Origin of the sequence: Inconstantimicrobium porci, assembly GCF_009696465.1 — a bacterium.
Lineage (GTDB): Bacteria > Bacillota > Clostridia > Clostridiales > Clostridiaceae > Inconstantimicrobium > Inconstantimicrobium porci.
Genome location: NZ_VULX01000004.1, coordinates 59,807 through 76,172 on the forward strand (window position 1 = coordinate 59,807; position 16,366 = coordinate 76,172).

Here is a 16,366-nt window from a genome sequence, read left to right on the forward strand (position 1 = left end):
GGGGAGATAAAAATGGGAAAAGGAGTATGATAAGAAACATCATAAGTTATAGTTTCTTTTAAAATTCTTCTTAAACAATATATAAAGAAGTGTTCCATCAAATACCCATTGAATTGAAGTTATAACCCATACTGATACTACTGACATCTTTAGGACAAAAATTGCAATAAACATCAGTGGTAGTCTTATAGCCCATGATGTAAAGAGAGCAACCTTAAATGGAGTCTTTGTATCGCCAGTACCTTTTAAGATTCCACCAGCTATCATAGATAAAGCAGTAAATGGTTGCTCAATTGCAGCTACCATTAAGCAGTATGTTCCGAATTTTATAACTTCAGATTCGTTTGATGTAATAAAGAGATTTATTAATTTCCCGGGAATTACAAGGAAAAGTACAGAACAGATTGACATAGTAAGTATTCCGAGGATAAGTGAAACTGAAGCATATTCTTTGGCTCCTTTATAATTTTTTTCGCCTACCTTCTGTCCTACAAGCGTAGTTGCAGCTACAGCAAATCCCCATCCAGGCATATATGATAAGGACTCAATAGTTGTAGTAATCTGGTTAGCCGCAAAGGCTATTGTACCAAGTGAAACTATGAAGAGGTTACAGATAAGCCTACTTATACTGAATGATGCTTCCTGCAACATAGCTGGTACTGAAAGATTAATCAGTGATTTTGTTCTGAATATGTTCAATGATTTTATATATTTTATCCTTATCTTTATTTTTGAGTATTTAATGAAATATACTGAAGCTACGGAAAAACCTACAGCTTCTGCAATAGCTGTGGCAATGGCTGCCCCATCAGTTCCAAGCTCTGGAAGGCTAAAGCGTCCAAAGATAAGACAGTAATCAAGAAATATATTTATAATGTTGACTGAAGCTGCAATTATAAGTGGTGTTACAGTGTTGCCAGAACCTCTAAGTGTTGCAGAAAGAGCAGTAGTCATCATGCTGAAGAATATTCCTATGCAGGCAATTCTCATATATGAAGAGCCAATCAATGCAACATTATCATCTGCGCCTATAGTTTTAAGAAGAGGCAGAGCAAAAACTGCAAATAATATACTGACTATTAATGAGATTATTATCGTAATACCGTATCCTATTGTGGCACACTCTTCAGCTTTGGCGATATTTTTGGCGCCTGTATAACGTGCAATCAGGGATGTTATTCCAACTGATATACCAGAAGCTATAAGAATATTAGAAAATGTAGAAAGTATTTCTGTACATAAGCCAACGCTGCTTACGGCAATATTTCCACCATATCTTCCTACCATCATCGTATCAAATACCCATATTAAAGTGTAAAGAAGCATTTCTCCGACTGCTGGAAGTGAAAGCTTAAGAACATTTAAATAAGTCTGTTTGTGAAATCTAGTCATGATATAAAGTCTCCTTTTAAAAACATCAATATTCCCATTATATCATATAATTGTTGAGTGATATGCATCAATTATTGTACTAAAATATCTATTAGCCATATTAATAAATGTGAATTTGTGAATTAGTTAAGAGATTAGAACTAAGAGAGCAGAGAATCGGATGAAACTCCTATGGAGTTTCTAGCAAATGTATAAGCAGGCATACTAAATCAAAGATTTGGAATGCCTGCTTAAGCGTAGCGAATAAATTCCATCCTGTTCTCTTATCTCTGCTCTTATATCTCTAATCTATTTATTATCAAGCAGCTGTTTTTGTAGCTTGGTTAGCGCTTTTCTCTTTATAAACATAACCTGACTGTATGTTAAGTGAACTTCCTTTGCATATTGTCTATAGGATTTGTTTTTGAAAAAACATTGCCTTATAAGATGCTGTTCCTTCTCATCAAGATTTTTTAGTGATTTTAAAAGTACATCATAATCAGCTTTTAATATTATATCTTCCACAAGATCATGAGTAGTCTGTTCCACAAATTCAAAGTTATCCACGTAACAGTTTGATTCTTTTTCTGGCACGCTTCTTCGTATTTTATAATTTACTTGATTTTTGATAGCAGTAAGTGCATAGCCAAAAAATCTGTGCTTGTCCACGTTGTAGTATTTCACAGCCTTTGATAGAGCAAGATAGCATTCTTGATATATATCTTCAAAGGTATAACCGTCGATAAAGCTTTTTTTGCAGAGATTAATGATGAAAGGCCTGAACTTTTCATACAGTTCTTTTTCAGCTTCTTTATCTCCGTTTTTTGTTTTTATTACTAATTCCTCGAATGAATTTATTTCCAAATTAAGTTCACCACCTTTTTAACTTTCAATATAAATATATGCTACCGAACAAATGTTTGCAATAAAATAGAAAATTTGTTCGAAAATGTTTAAAGAAAATTAATTTTATCATCATGGGATATGTTGTAAAGTTGTCACAAAACTGTGTTACAATATTAATTAATAAAACTACAAGAAGGGGCGCGATATTATGATAAAAGATGTATTCGTAAAGAATAGAAAAAAATTATTGGAAAAGGTAGAGGATAATTCAGCAGTTATATTTTTCGCTGGAAAAGCGCTTACTAAATCTGCTGATGAAGAATATCCATTTACTCCAAATAGAAATTTTTATTATTTAACAGGAATCGACGAACCACATCATATTCTTTTATTAAAGAAGGTTAACGGAAAAGAAAGTGAAGTATTATTTGTAATAAAACCAGATCTTGAAAGAGAAAGATGGTATGGAAAAACTTTAAGACAGAATGAAGCATCAGAACTTTCAGGAATTGAAGACGTAGAATTCCTTGATTCTTTTGAAGCCGTAGTTAACAGACTTATAACTGCTGGAGACATTGAAAACTTATATCTTGATTTAGAAAGAAATTCAATGGATGATGACAAGACTACTGCAGAAAAATTTGCTTCAAAGATAGCGGGAATATATCCACAAATTGTAGTTAAGAATATCTATAATATAATAAGTGAAATAAGAATGGTAAAGTCTGAAGAAGAAATTGAAGAGATGAGAAAAGCTATAGCTATAACATTAGAAGGCGTAGAAGCTCTTATGAAAAATTCAAAAACAGGCATAAAAGAATATCAGCTTGAAGCTTATTTTGATTTTGTATGCAAGAGCCATGGAGTTAAGGATTATGCATTTAAGACTATTGCAGCAGCAGGAGAAAATGCAGCAATTCTTCACTACTCAACTAATAATACTGTAATCAAAGATAATGAAATGATTCTTTTTGATCTTGGAGCTCAGTACAAATACTACAATGCTGATATCTCAAGAACATTCCCTGCTAATGGAAGATTCACAAAGAGACAGAAGGATGTATACGAAGCAGTACTTAGAGTAAATGAAAAAGTTATTGCAGCAACAAAACCAGGAGTTAAATTTATCGACTGGAACAACCAAGCTACCGAATGGATTGCAGAAGAATGTATAAATCTTGGTCTTATAAAGGATAAGTCAGAAGTTAGAAAGTACTACTGGCATAGTATTGGACATAGTTTAGGATTAGACTGCCATGATGTTGGAAGAAGAGATGTAGAGTTTAAGCCAGGAATGGTATGGACAGTTGAGCCAGGTATTTATATAGCTGAAGAAGGTATAGGAGTAAGAATAGAAGACGATGTACTTGTTACTGAGAACGGCTGTGAAGTTCTTACTAAGGATATGATTAAATCAGTAGAAGATATAGAAAAATTTATGGCTCAGAAGTAAACATAAAAAAATAATAAAGAAGGTGTTTAAGATATGAATTTTATGAATGGACGATATGGAAAGTTTGATATGCTCGATCAGATAATCATTCTGGTTGCTGCAATACTATGCATGTTCAGATATACAAGACCTGTCAGCATATTGCTTGTCTTATTTGTACTATATAGATTCTTTTCAAAGGATGTATATAAGAGACAGCAGGAAGAGCTGAAGTTTCAGGACTTTATAAGAAATGCCCTTGGAAAATCAGCACAGAAATATAGTGGTTATAATGTATACAAGAAGCCATTAGGCCAGAGAATGAGCGATTGGTTTAATGAAAAGAAAAACTATAAGATTTTTACATGTAAGAATTGCGGTCAGAAGCTGAGAGTTCCAAGGGGAAAAGGCAAGATTACAATTACATGTAGAAAATGTGGCATACAGTTTAAAGCCAAAAGTTAGACATTAATTCCCTAGCAAAATCAAGCGTAAGTATAGATTGAGCAAGATGCTCAATAATAATTTAGAATGTAGGATTTAGAATGTAAAATTGCAGATTGAACTCCTTTGAGGAGTTCTAAAAAGAGGCGGAAGCTCCTCTTTAAAACTCCTCTTAATTTAAAATTAATTAAGAGGTTTGGAGGTGAAACCTCCATGATAAATTAAGAAATCAACTTGCTGATTTCATCCTGTAATTTTAAATTTTAAAATCTAAATTTTTAATTATTTATATATAGCTTTTATTAGAGGATTAATCATTAAAAAAAGGGTATAATAAAAACATATTATGGTAAATAATGAGAGGTGTTTTTTATGAATGATTTAAAAAATGTATTTTTAGCAGGGATAGGTGCTGCAGCTGCAACATATGAAAAGGCTGACAGTATGGTTAAGCAGTTTGTTGAAAAAGGAAAGCTTACAGTAGATGAAGGTAAGGAACTTTCAGAAGAATTAAAGAGAAACTTTACTAGTTCAGCAAGCGACAAAATGAATAAGCTAAACAATAAGATTGATGACATAAAACCTGCAACTAAAGATGAAGTAAGACAGATAATAGAACAGTATGGTTTCTGCTATAAGGGAGAGTATGATCTTCTTCAAAGCAAGGTTGATGAACTTGAAAAGAAAGTTGAGGAACTTGAAAAGAACTTAAAAACAAATAATTAGAGGATGATTGGTGAAATATGAAGAAGAAGTCTTTTTTAAGGTTTAAGGAGATAATGGGGGTTTTCGCTTCGTATGGTTTTGGATACCTTATAGATTCAAAGAAGAAGAGGCATGAAGATGCTCCTAAAAATTTAAGAAGAGCATTTGAAGAATTAGGGTCTACATTTATAAAAATAGGGCAGATACTAAGTACAAGACCGGATATACTGCCGGAAGAATATATAAATGAACTTTCAAAACTTCAGGATTCTACAAATGAAGAAGACTTCTTCAGCATTAAACAGGTATTTTTTGATGAATTTAAGATAGACATTGAGAAAGCTTTTAAGGATATTGATATAAAACCTGTGGCCTGTGCATCGATTGCCCAGGCTTATAAAGCTGAACTTAATGATGGCAGGAAGGTAATTGTAAAGATACAGCGTCCTGGCATTGAAGAAATGATCAATACTGATATTCATATATTAAAAAAACTTCTTGGAATGGTCAGCTTTATAAATGAAGATGAATTCCTTATGAATCCAGTGGATGCTCTTAAGGAAATTGAAATCGAAACAAATAAGGAATTAAATTTTGAACTTGAAAAAGAAAATATATTGAAGTTTAGGGAACTTAACAAAGATGTAGCATGTATATATGCACCAAAGATTATAGATGAATACTGTGGTAGAAGAGTAATTACTATGGAGTACATAGAAGGCTTTAAGATTACTGATATTGATAAGATTGAGGAGTATGGTTATGATCGATATGATATAGGAAAGAAACTTGCTCTTTCATTTTGCAAGCAGGTGTTTAATGATGGGTTCTTTCACGGGGATCCTCATCCTGGAAATATTCTTATAGCTGATAATAAAATATGTTATATAGATTTTGGATCTGTGGGAGTTCTCACAGAATCAATGAAAAAATCATTTAATGATGCAATGGTTGGAGTTGCAACAAGGGATACCAATAAGCTTGTCAATTTCCTAATAGGGGTAGGTATACGTCGAGGGAAAATGGATAGAAATATGCTTTATGAAGATGTAAAGTATCTTTTAAATATGTATCTATCTACGTCAATTAAGAACATAAAGATGTCAATGCTTATCAGAGAAATTATTGAAATAGCAAAAAGAAACAATATACAGCTGCCTATTGACTTTGTAATGATATCAAAAAGTGCGCTTATCATTGAAGGTGTTGTTTCAAAGGTTTCTCCTGACATGGATATACTTGATTTTGTAATTCCATATGTAAAGTCTAAGAATAAATATTACTTTAGAGAATCATTTAATTACGATAATATAATGATTAGCTTATACTCATTCTTAAAAAGATCTAGCGAGTTGCCAGATAAGTATGCAGAACTTGCAGAAAACCTAAATGAGGGAAGGGTAAAAGTTAAAATAGAATCTACAGAATTCAAAGATACCATGAAGGAGGTCAATAAAATGACTAACAGGGTGGTATTTGGAGTCGTAGTATCAGGCATGATAATAGGTTCATCTTACATACTCAGCGCCAATGTAGGACCTAAAATTAAGGGTGTATCAATCATTGGAATAACAGGATATGTTATCTCAGGGATATTTGCATTATACCTGTTAATTTCAATATTACGATCAGGAAATCTAAAATAATACAAGTCTTAAGCATTATTTTGTAGAAATATGTATTTTTACAATTTTGCAAATAGGGCTTGTATTTTTTGCTAGAATGGTATAGTATAATTGTTATCAAAAAGAGAATAGATTTAGAAGAGGTAGAGGCGCATTATTTAATAGTAACTGTACAGAGGTAAACACAATGAAGTGCAGTGAAAGGAAATGATGCCGAAGTTTATGGATAATGTTTTAAGGCCATATGCTGGACTTGCATAGAATATATGCAAGGCTGTCACAATATTTTGTGGAGAGCTATCATCTATAGGAAATTTTTCATTAAGTTATCTTAATGGATTAAGAACTCTGGGTGTTATCTCAGGGTTCTTTTTTGCCTCTTTTATTATCACTCTTAAGTATTTTAAAGGAGGACTTTTTATGAAAAACAGAAAAAAAATATTTTTACTATCATTTACTTTGTTTTTACTATCATTTTGTACTATAGCACTTGGTGCAGAGAAGGATGCAGCACAGGTTAACGCAGTTAAGTTTGGACTGCTTACACTGCTTCCACCACTAATAGCAATAGTACTTGCATTTGTAACAAAAAACGTTGTTATTTCATTGTTTCTGGGAATACTTGTAGGATGTGTAATTCTGCAGTTTAATGGGACAAGCAATATATTTTATGCACTTATCCATGGATTCCTGGATATGACTCAAAGGATGCTTAATTCTATAGCAGATCCTTGGAATGCAGGTATAGTACTTCAGGTACTTGCAATAGGAGGACTTATCAGTCTTGTAAGTAAAATGGGTGGAGCTAAGGCGGTAGCAGAAGCTTTATCAAAGAAAGCCAAGACTCCAAAGAGTGCCCAGATGATATCATGGCTTTTAGGAATTCTTGTTTTCTTCGATGATTATGCAAACTCGTTAATCGTTGGACCTATAATGAGACCAATTGCTGATAAGCTTAAGGTTTCAAGAGAAAAATTAGCATTTGTTATTGATGCAACAGCAGCACCTATTGCAGGACTTGCAATAATATCAACTTGGATAGGGCTTGAAGTTGGACTTATAAAAGATGGATTCAGCCAGCAACTTGGACAGGATGTAAATGGATTTGGGATATTCCTAAATACAATTCCTTATAGATTCTATAATATTTTAATCCTTGCTTTTGTTGTAATTACAGCATTATCTTCAAGAGAATTTGGACCTATGCTTAAAGCGGAGAGAGCTACCAGAGTTAGAAGTAAAAAGGCTGATAAAGAAAATGTAGTTATTGATACTGATCTTGAACCTGTAGAAGGAATAAAATTAAGTGTCTGGAATGCAATAATTCCAATAGGAACTCTTATAATAGCAGCACTTGTGGGATTTTATTACAGTGGATATAAAACAATATTAGCTGGTAAAGATGCTTCGCTTATAGCACTTGTAAATAATTCACCAGCAAGTTTTGCAGCTATTAGGGAATGTTTTGGACAGGCAGATGCTTCAATAGTATTATTCCAGGCAGCACTTATAGCAACAATAGTAGCAATTATAATGGCATTCTTTAAAAAGATTTTCTCAGTATCAAAAGCTGTAGAAGTATGGATAGAAGGTATGAAACCACTTGTAATTACAGGAGTTATTCTTATTCTTGCATGGAGCTTAAGCTCAGTAATAAAAGAACTTGGAACTGCAAAATTCCTTGTTTCAATATTATCTGATTCAGTTCCACAATTCCTTCTTCCATCAATAATATTTATATTTGGTTCAGTAATATCATTTGCAACAGGAACAGCTTATGGAACAATGGGAATACTTATGCCGCTTGCTATTCCATTAGCCTTTGCAATATCACCTGATATGGGATATGTAACAGTAAGTATAAGTGCTGTACTTACAGGAGCTATATTTGGGGATCACTGCTCACCAATATCTGATACAACAATACTTTCATCAATGGGAGCAGGATGCCATCATATAGATCACGTTAAAACTCAGATATGGTATGCACTTTTCGTTGCAGCTGTAACAATAATCTTTGGTTATATACCAGCAGGACTAGGGCTTCCTATATATATAATACTTCCAGTAGCTATTGCTGCACTTACTGGACTTACTTATCTTATAGGAAAACCAGTAGAAGGTAACGAATAGTTAATAGTGAATAACGAATAGTGTAGGCAGAAACTCCTTACAGGAGTTTCTGAAATTAAAGAGGGGGTTATCTTTTTAATTATAAATTTTATATTTTAAATAAAAGGTATGGGAGAATCCTATACCTTTTGGTATTATTGAGATTTTTTTGACTTTTTTTAGAAAAAGGGTTATTATAATATTAATTTAATTTTAGGAGGTATATTATGACATCACTTAATATGGTTAAAGTAATTTTAGTCCATCATCATTGTTAGAGACTTGGTCTGATTAAAGTCAGATACAAGTCTATTTCCGCAGGCTTGTATCTCTGACAATGGTTTTTAAGTGTATTCATAATTTTTGTGAAGCCATGCAGGATAGAAGCTGCATGGTTTTTTTGTATTCAAAAATTCTAAATTATTAAGGAGTGTATGAAAAATGAAAAATAATATAATAAAACCAAGTATTTTAGCAGGATTTATGGAGTTACTTCCCAAGAATCAGAAAAAATTTGATGATATAGTAAGTAAGATTAAAGCAGTTTATGAGGAGAATGGCTGCGAAGCTATTGATACACCTATAATAGAAAAATCTGAAGTGCTGCTTGCAAAGTCTGGCGGAGAAACTGAAAAGCAGGTATACAGCTTTGAAAAAGGAAAGAATAAGATGGCATTAAGATTTGACCTAACTGTGCCTTTTGCCAGATATACAGCTCAGCACTTTGATGAATTAGCTTTTCCTTTCAGAAGATACCAGATAGGAAAAGTTTATAGAGGAGAAAGAAATCAGAGAGGAAGATATAGAGAGTTTTATCAGTGTGATGTTGACGTAATAGGAAAGAACAGTTTAAGTATCAATAATGATGCCTGGGTTATTAATCTTGCTGATAGAGCATTTAAAGCTATAGGCCTTACATCATATAAATTCCAGATAAGCAATAGAAAAATCTTAAAAGGAATTTTAAGCGAACTTGAAATTGAGAGAGAAAATGATGTAATGACACTTATAGATAAGTATGACAAGATTGGAGAAAAGTGTTTTAATGATGAACTTACAAAAGTTATTGGTTCAGAACAGGCTGAGATAATAAATAACATTATTTCTATAGAAGGCAGCAGTGATGAAACAATAAAAAGACTTTCTGAATTTAAGTTTTCCAATGAAACATTTATTGAAGGAATAAAAGAACTGGAAAAAGTAACTAATATACTGTCATGTCTTGGAGTAAGCAGTGATAAATTTACAATAAATTTAAAGATAATTAGAGGTCTTGATTACTATACAGGTACTGTATTTGAAACATTCCTTACTGGTAATGAGAGTTATGGTTCAGTATGTTCAGGTGGAAGATATGATAACCTTGCAGAAAAGTATACAAATAATATTCTTCCTGGTGTTGGAATGTCTATAGGATTAACAAGATTGTTCTTTGTGTTAAGTGAAATTGGATTCCTTGATACATATAAAGCAAACAATAGTCTTGATTATCTTATTCTACCACTTGGAGATACAATGGATTATTGCATAGAAGTGATGAATGATCTTCAGAAAAAGAATTACGTAGCAACTGTTTATTTTGAAGAAAGTACATTAAAAAAGATGATGATTTATGCAAATAAGATACAAGCAGAAAATGTAATTATTATAGGCGAAGATGAAGTTAAAAATAAAAGACTAAAATCTAAAAATATGAAAACAGGTGAAGAAACTTATATTAATTTATAATATAAATTAATTTCTGTAAAGTATTGAAATATAGGCGATGCAACTCTTAGTTGACAAAAAGAAATTATCGGTTTGTAGACTAAAATTACCTTTTAAGTATAATTGTTCTTAGAGGTGAGTGTGGTGAATTTAGCAGATAAGTTACAATTATTAAGAAAGAAAAATTTATTGTCTCAAGAGGAACTTGCAGAGAAACTTGGTATTTCAAGACAGGCAGTTTCAAAGTGGGAATCTGGACAGTCTTTACCAGATTTAAATAAACTTAAAGCAATATCTAAACTTTATAATGTTACAATTGACAGCTTAGTTAATGATGACAATGAAATTGGTGAGCGTAATGAAAATAAAGCAGCAGATGAAAAAAGTAATACTTCATATGAGCAAGATTTAAATGGTAAAATAGTTCTCAATATTAACAAGATATCAGTTGATTATGAGTATAAGAGTAAAAAGACTTTATTTGGACTGCCTCTTGTACACATTAATTTAGGTGGTAAGAACAGAACCCTCCTTATTTCAATGAGGAGATGAATGTTCTTCTTTTTTGCATAAAAAGACTATATGTAACCATATAACACCCTTAAATACTTGCTTTTTATATTAAATAAATGTATACTATATGTATGAAGAGTAAATTAACTAAAGCGAGAACTTGTGTCTATAATATTAACTATCATATTGTTTGGACAGTTAAGTATAGACGTAAAATTTTAATTGGAGATGTAGAACAATATTTAAAAGATGAACTACAAAAAATTGCTGAAGAAAAAGATTTTATAATTCATGCAATGGAATGTGATAAAGACCATATTCATTTATTTGTATCAGCTCATCCTAAGATAGCACCTTCTTACATTGTTAAGATGTGTAAAGGTATCACAGGAAGAAAATTGTTTCTACAATTCCCTGATATAAGTAAAAAATTATGGAAAAATACTTTGTGGAATAGTTCTTTTTATATTGAAACTATTGGTTCAACTAATGAAGAAAATATAAAAAGATATATTGAAAATCAAAAAATGAAAGGAGAATAATGTTTTGTTATTGACGAAAAAGATTATATATAAACCAAATGAATTAGAACTTAATATTTTAAACTCAATGGCTTTTTCGTCAGCAAAGCTATGGAATATAGGCAATTATGAAAAGAGAAATTATAAAACATTAGGTTTCTCTGAATTTCCTAATTGGTATGACCAAAAGAAAAGACTAAAAGATAATTTTTGGTATAAGAATTTACCATCTCAAACATCACAAGATGTATTAAATAAATTGCAAAAAGCTTGGAAAAGTTTTTTTGAGTTAAATAAATCAAAAGGAATTAAAAATCCAAAACCACCAAGATTTAAAGGTAAAAAAGATTTATTTAATTTCACTTATCTTAATAATGGATTTAAAAAAGTATCTGATGATACTATTAAATTTTCTATTTCTAAACAACAAAAAGAATATTTAAAGGATAAATATGACTTTGATTCTAAATATTTAAGTTTGAAAATAAAATACTTTTCAACAATCAAAGGAAATATTAAAACTATTGAATTTAAACCACTTAAAAATAAAAAATATCAAATTAATGTTGTTTATGAAATAGAAGATGTAGCCCTTAAAGATGATAATGGAAATTATTTATCTATTGATATTGGTATTTCAAATCTTTTCACTTGCTATGATAATAAAGGTAAAAGCTTTATTGCAAGTGGCTCTAAATACTTAGAAATTAGTCATTATTTTAATAAGAAGATAAGTCATCTTCAAGAAATAGCGAATAAACAGCAAATAGCAAGTGGTAAAAAGTATGTAACTACTACTAAAAGGATAAATAATTTATATAAAAAGAAACAATTACAACTTAATCATTATTATCATTGTGTAACTAAAGAAGTTGTTAAATATTGTGTTACTAATAATATAAATAAAGTTGTAATAGGTGATATAAAAGGAATTAGAGATAATGCTAAATTAGGAAGTATAAATAATCAAAAGCTACATTTTTTGCCTTATGATAGACTTTATGATTTACTTGCATATAAATTATTAAGAGAAGGAATAGAACTAATAAAAATAAAAGAAAGTTATAGTTCACATAGTATCCATGTTGAATGATAGCATATACTCTGCCTCCTTTGTATTATTATATTTTTTATCATTAATTTTATAGATTTTCATTTAGTACTTATTATATTATATCTGTTTATGTTGACTATATGCAACGCTTTTTATATAATTTTAAATATATCACTAAGGAGGAATAATTAGGATGAAGTCACTAAAGAAAATAATGCTCGGCATTACAATGTTAATGTTAGTTTCGGGATTAGGTAATACACTAATTACAGCACAGGCAGAAGGAGAAGTTAGTAATGACTATGTATCCCCATATGATATATCTACAGAAGAAAATACTATATATGGAGAACCTAATATAGAAAATCCATTAGATGAGATTGGCTCAATGTCCGGATATGAAGATATTAATGATAATACTCTCACTTTATCTAGTAATGTAGTTGATATATCTAATATACTAACAGATAAAGAGGAAATAAATACCGTAATTGCCAATCAAAACGAACTGACAGGTCTTAATATTGTAGTGTATACTGATACTAAAGATGTTGAAGATAGCACATTTGAGACTATGTTCGGGTATAAAGTGGACAAAACTAATACCAATATATTAATTACAGTAAATACAGAAACAAATAAAATGAGAATTATACATGGTAAAGGTGTTAAGATGAACTTTATATCTAAATTTAACCTTGAAAGATTGGCTAACATAAAACTAAAAGATGGAAATTATGCGGGAGCTATTACTGACACAGTAACTAGACTAGATAAAACCATAAAGCATGATACCATAAAATGGAAAATAATTAGTTTTATTACACCTATGTTAATTTCACTATATTTAGCTCTAACCATAGTAAAACTTAAAAACTATAATCATGGAAAACTGTAAATAATTGCGAGAAAATGAGGCGACATCACGCTTAGAAGGTGTCGCTTTTTTGCGTTTTTGGGAAATAGTCATTAGTGAATACTCCCCTCTTGTAGAAGAGGGAGCTTCTAAGGTAGTCCTAACAGGGCTATCTTATTCTTTTTTATATTGTGTTTGGTATTTAATATTTCTAACCTGTTAGGCTACCCTTAACAATATAGGGTTATTCACGCACCCCTTATCCATTGCTATTTGTATTAGCTTTGGAGTACTATTTTTATACTTTCTTAATATATTATATCTTCTTTTTTTCTTGCAATAAATATATTTGCCGTTATAATTATATTATATTTCTCAATTACCCTAATTTTATCAAAATATGAAACGGAGTATATATATGTTTGATGTAAGAGACTTTTCAGAATTAAAAGAACTTTTGGCTAATAGCTGTAATGGACACCCAAATATTGTAGATAATATTGAAGACTTAACTAGAGGAATAGCATTTTATCAGATTGTTTTCCTCGATGATAGATTGAACCATTTTGATGAAAATGACTGGTATAATCATATAAAAGAGTATGAGACTAGAACAGGTATGCCATATGATGGTGACGCAATAGATATAAAATATGACACCAGAGTTAGATTATCTAATAGTATGTTAAGCGATAACTTCCTATGCGTTACAGAGCTTATAGTAGGTAACGGGTATGAGGAAAATTATTATGATATATTAATGTGGATTGAAGATTACGCAAGGAAAAAAGGCTATGACGGTGTGCGTATTGATTTATCTACAAATAATGAATCTGTAAATACCATAGCACAGGATTGTGGTTACGAATATAAGGAGCTTACAGTAAAGAATATCGTATCTAATATGATAAATACTGGATTCGTAAGCAAGAAGCCTTTAGTTCGATATTTAGTATAGTAAAAAAACCGGGTTAATACTATTGAAGTATTAACCCGGTTTTTTGATATTAATATATACTTTACAAATTTTAGGTGGTAAGAGCAGAACCCTCCTTATTTCAATGAGGAGATGAATGTTCTTCTTTTTTTTGCATAAAAAGACTATATGTAATCATCTAACACCCTTAAATACTTGCTTTTTATATTAAATAAGTGTATACTATATGTATGAAGAGTAAATTAACTAAAGCGAGAACTTGTGTCTATAATATTAACTATCATATTGTTTGGACAGTTAAGTATAGACGTAAAATTTTAATTGGAGATGTAGAACAATATTTAAAAGATGAACTACAAAAAATTGCTGAAGAAAAAGATTTTATAATTCATGCAATGGAATGTGATAAAGACCATATTCATTTATTTGTATCAGCTCATCCTAAGATAGCACCTTCTTACATTGTTAAGATGTGTAAAGGTATCACAGGAAGAAAATTGTTTCTACAATTCCCTGATATAAGTAAAAAATTATGGAAAAATACTTTGTGGAATAGTTCTTTTTATATTGAAACTATTGGTTCAACTAATGAAGAAAATATAAAAAGATATATTGAAAATCAAAAAATGAAAGGAGAATAATGTTTTGTTATTGACGAAAAAGATTATATATAAACCAAATGAATTAGAACTTAATATTTTAAACTCAATGGCTTTTTCGTCAGCAAAGCTATGGAATATAGGCAATTATGAAAAGAGAAATTATAAAACATTAGGTTTCTCTGAATTTCCTAATTGGTATGACCAAAAGAAAAGACTAAAAGATAATTTTTGGTATAAGAATTTACCATCTCAAACATCACAAGATGTATTAAATAAATTGCAAAAAGCTTGGAAAAGTTTTTTTGAGTTAAATAAATCAAAAGGAATTAAAAATCCAAAACCACCAAGATTTAAAGGTAAAAAAGATTTATTTAATTTTACTTATCTTAATAATGGATTTAAAAAAGTATCTGATGATACTATTAAATTTTCTATTTCTAAACAACAAAAAGAATATTTAAAGGATAAATATGACTTTGATTCTAAATATTTAAGTTTGAAAATAAAATACTTTTCAACAATCAAAGGAAATATTAAAACTATTGAATTTAAACCACTTAAAAATAAAAAATATCAAATTAATGTTGTTTATGAAATAGAAGATGTAGCCCTTAAAGATGATAATGGAAATTATTTATCTATTGATATTGGTATTTCAAATCTTTTCACTTGCTATGATAATAAAGGTAAAAGCTTTATTGCAAGTGGCTCTAAATACTTAGAAATTAGTCATTATTTTAATAAGAAGATAAGTCATCTTCAAGAAATAGCGAATAAACAGCAAATAGCAAGTGGTAAAAAGTATGTAACTACTACTAAAAGGATAAATAATTTATATAAAAAGAAACAATTACAACTTAATCATTATTATCATTGTGTAACTAAAGAAGTTGTTAAATATTGTGTTACTAATAATATAAATAAAGTTGTAATAGGTGATATAAAAGGAATTAGAGATAATGCTAAATTAGGAAGTATAAATAATCAAAAGCTACATTTTTTGCCTTATGATAGACTTTATGATTTACTTGCATATAAATTATTAAGAGAAGGAATAGAACTAATAAAAATAAAAGAAAGTTATAGTTCACAAGTAAGTCCATTTTCGCCAGAGGTGAGTAAAACATATGCAACAAAGAGTAAAAGAAAGAAAAGAGGCTTATATATAGACAAAATGACATTATTTAATGCAGATAGTGTTGGAGCATTTAATATATTAAGGCTATATGAACAACAAGAAAATAAAGGTATAAAAGTACCACTTAAAGGATTAAGTAACCCTTATAAAATAAAAGTAGCTGTGTAACTTCATAGTTAAGTAGCAGTATTGGGTGTGGACTTCCCCTATAGGTAGTATATGAGATATATTGCATTGCATACTTCCTCATATATGACTATAAAAAGAAGCTCCTTATTTCAATGAGGAGTAGTTCACGAAGAGGATTTAAGAAAGCCAAAGGCATAATTGCTATAGGAAATATATCATACGGGGTAATATCAGTAGGATTTCTGTCTTTTGGACTATTAAGTTTTGGCTGTTTTGGTATTGGATTTGCTGGATTTGGAGCAATTGCATTAGGACTTTTATTGGCGACTGGAGCTATTTCTGTGGGGACTTTCTCATTTGGAGCTATATCATAG

General features: G+C 30.3%; 16 protein-coding genes and 1 riboswitch. Of the genes, 14 read left to right on the forward strand and 2 right to left on the reverse strand.

Features of this window, described 5'->3' with window-relative positions:
• Positions 1 to 39 precede the first annotated feature (39 nt).
• Positions 40 to 1,392 carry an MATE family efflux transporter gene (locus FYJ33_RS04810; protein WP_154530634.1) on the reverse strand — a complete coding sequence of 451 codons (1,353 nt, stop codon included), beginning with the start codon at positions 1,390 to 1,392 and terminating at the stop codon, positions 40 to 42.
• 288 nt (positions 1,393 to 1,680) lie between these two features.
• Positions 1,681 to 2,235, reverse strand: coding sequence for a sigma-70 family RNA polymerase sigma factor (locus FYJ33_RS04815; RefSeq protein ID WP_154530635.1), 555 nt, complete (start codon positions 2,233 to 2,235; stop codon positions 1,681 to 1,683).
• A 190-nt stretch (positions 2,236 to 2,425) separates the two neighbouring features.
• On the opposite strand from FYJ33_RS04815, the gene FYJ33_RS04820 reads away from it, so the two are divergent.
• The 14 genes from FYJ33_RS04820 to FYJ33_RS04885 all read left to right on the forward strand — a co-directional run bounded on the left by FYJ33_RS04820 (position 2,426) and on the right by FYJ33_RS04885 (position 16,366).
• A complete protein-coding gene (locus tag FYJ33_RS04820) occupies positions 2,426 to 3,670 on the forward strand; it encodes an aminopeptidase P family protein (protein ID WP_154530636.1) in 1,245 nt (414 codons plus the stop codon).
• 33 nt (positions 3,671 to 3,703) lie between these two features.
• Positions 3,704 to 4,114, forward strand: a complete 411-nt coding sequence (locus FYJ33_RS04825) for a hypothetical protein (RefSeq protein ID WP_154530637.1) — start codon at positions 3,704 to 3,706, stop codon at positions 4,112 to 4,114.
• 351 nt (positions 4,115 to 4,465) lie between these two features.
• On the forward strand, positions 4,466 to 4,819 hold the full coding sequence (locus FYJ33_RS04830) for a phasin family protein (protein WP_154530638.1): 354 nt from the start codon (positions 4,466 to 4,468) through the stop codon (positions 4,817 to 4,819).
• A gap of 17 nt (positions 4,820 to 4,836) precedes the next feature.
• The gene (locus tag FYJ33_RS04835) at positions 4,837 to 6,444 is read left to right on the forward strand and encodes an ABC1 kinase family protein (RefSeq protein ID WP_154530639.1); all 1,608 of its coding nucleotides are present in this window, start codon (positions 4,837 to 4,839) and stop codon (positions 6,442 to 6,444) included.
• A gap of 115 nt (positions 6,445 to 6,559) precedes the next feature.
• Positions 6,560 to 6,731, forward strand: a riboswitch (Lysine riboswitch).
• Between the two features lie 112 nt (positions 6,732 to 6,843).
• Positions 6,844 to 8,556, forward strand: coding sequence for a Na+/H+ antiporter NhaC family protein (locus FYJ33_RS04840; protein WP_154530640.1), 1,713 nt, complete (start codon positions 6,844 to 6,846; stop codon positions 8,554 to 8,556).
• Positions 8,557 to 8,976: 420 nt separating this feature from the next.
• Entirely contained in the window at positions 8,977 to 10,263 is a 1,287-nt protein-coding gene (gene hisS / locus FYJ33_RS04845; protein WP_154530641.1) for a histidine--tRNA ligase, read from the forward strand.
• 120 nt (positions 10,264 to 10,383) lie between these two features.
• Entirely contained in the window at positions 10,384 to 10,794 is a 411-nt protein-coding gene (locus FYJ33_RS04850) for a helix-turn-helix domain-containing protein (protein WP_328598657.1), read from the forward strand.
• A gap of 92 nt (positions 10,795 to 10,886) precedes the next feature.
• A complete protein-coding gene (gene tnpA, locus FYJ33_RS04855; RefSeq protein ID WP_154530643.1) occupies positions 10,887 to 11,297 on the forward strand; it encodes an IS200/IS605 family transposase in 411 nt (136 codons plus the stop codon).
• Positions 11,298 to 11,301: 4 nt separating this feature from the next.
• The gene (locus tag FYJ33_RS04860; RefSeq protein WP_154530644.1) at positions 11,302 to 12,369 is read left to right on the forward strand and encodes an RNA-guided endonuclease InsQ/TnpB family protein; all 1,068 of its coding nucleotides are present in this window, start codon (positions 11,302 to 11,304) and stop codon (positions 12,367 to 12,369) included.
• Positions 12,370 to 12,523: 154 nt separating this feature from the next.
• A complete protein-coding gene (locus FYJ33_RS04865; protein WP_154530645.1) occupies positions 12,524 to 13,228 on the forward strand; it encodes a TPM domain-containing protein in 705 nt (234 codons plus the stop codon).
• Between the two features lie 376 nt (positions 13,229 to 13,604).
• Positions 13,605 to 14,144, forward strand: coding sequence for a hypothetical protein (locus FYJ33_RS04870; RefSeq protein WP_154530646.1), 540 nt, complete (start codon positions 13,605 to 13,607; stop codon positions 14,142 to 14,144).
• Between the two features lie 209 nt (positions 14,145 to 14,353).
• Entirely contained in the window at positions 14,354 to 14,764 is a 411-nt protein-coding gene (tnpA, locus tag FYJ33_RS04875; protein WP_154530643.1) for an IS200/IS605 family transposase, read from the forward strand.
• A 4-nt stretch (positions 14,765 to 14,768) separates the two neighbouring features.
• A complete protein-coding gene (locus FYJ33_RS04880) occupies positions 14,769 to 16,031 on the forward strand; it encodes an RNA-guided endonuclease InsQ/TnpB family protein (RefSeq protein WP_154530647.1) in 1,263 nt (420 codons plus the stop codon).
• A gap of 113 nt (positions 16,032 to 16,144) precedes the next feature.
• Positions 16,145 to 16,366, forward strand: a complete 222-nt coding sequence (locus FYJ33_RS04885; RefSeq protein ID WP_154530648.1) for a hypothetical protein — start codon at positions 16,145 to 16,147, stop codon at positions 16,364 to 16,366.

Bases quoted from the DNA above. Each gene is read 5' to 3' on its own strand.
- FYJ33_RS04835 (WP_154530639.1), top strand. From the start codon at position 4,837: ATGAAGAAGAAGTCTTTTTTAAGGTTTAAGGAGATAATGGGGGTTTTC.
- hisS (WP_154530641.1), top strand. From the start codon at position 8,977: ATGAAAAATAATATAATAAAACCAAGTATTTTAGCAGGATTTATGGAG.
- FYJ33_RS04885 (WP_154530648.1), top strand. From the start codon at position 16,145: ATGAGGAGTAGTTCACGAAGAGGATTTAAGAAAGCCAAAGGCATAATT.
- tnpA (WP_154530643.1), top strand. From the start codon at position 14,354: ATGAAGAGTAAATTAACTAAAGCGAGAACTTGTGTCTATAATATTAAC.
- FYJ33_RS04870 (WP_154530646.1), top strand. From the start codon at position 13,605: ATGTTTGATGTAAGAGACTTTTCAGAATTAAAAGAACTTTTGGCTAAT.
- FYJ33_RS04820 (WP_154530636.1), top strand. From the start codon at position 2,426: ATGATAAAAGATGTATTCGTAAAGAATAGAAAAAAATTATTGGAAAAG.
- FYJ33_RS04830 (WP_154530638.1), top strand. From the start codon at position 4,466: ATGAATGATTTAAAAAATGTATTTTTAGCAGGGATAGGTGCTGCAGCT.
- FYJ33_RS04810 (WP_154530634.1), bottom strand. From the start codon at position 1,392: ATGACTAGATTTCACAAACAGACTTATTTAAATGTTCTTAAGCTTTCA.
- FYJ33_RS04840 (WP_154530640.1), top strand. From the start codon at position 6,844: ATGAAAAACAGAAAAAAAATATTTTTACTATCATTTACTTTGTTTTTA.
- tnpA (WP_154530643.1), top strand. From the start codon at position 10,887: ATGAAGAGTAAATTAACTAAAGCGAGAACTTGTGTCTATAATATTAAC.
- FYJ33_RS04825 (WP_154530637.1), top strand. From the start codon at position 3,704: ATGAATTTTATGAATGGACGATATGGAAAGTTTGATATGCTCGATCAG.
- FYJ33_RS04865 (WP_154530645.1), top strand. From the start codon at position 12,524: ATGAAGTCACTAAAGAAAATAATGCTCGGCATTACAATGTTAATGTTA.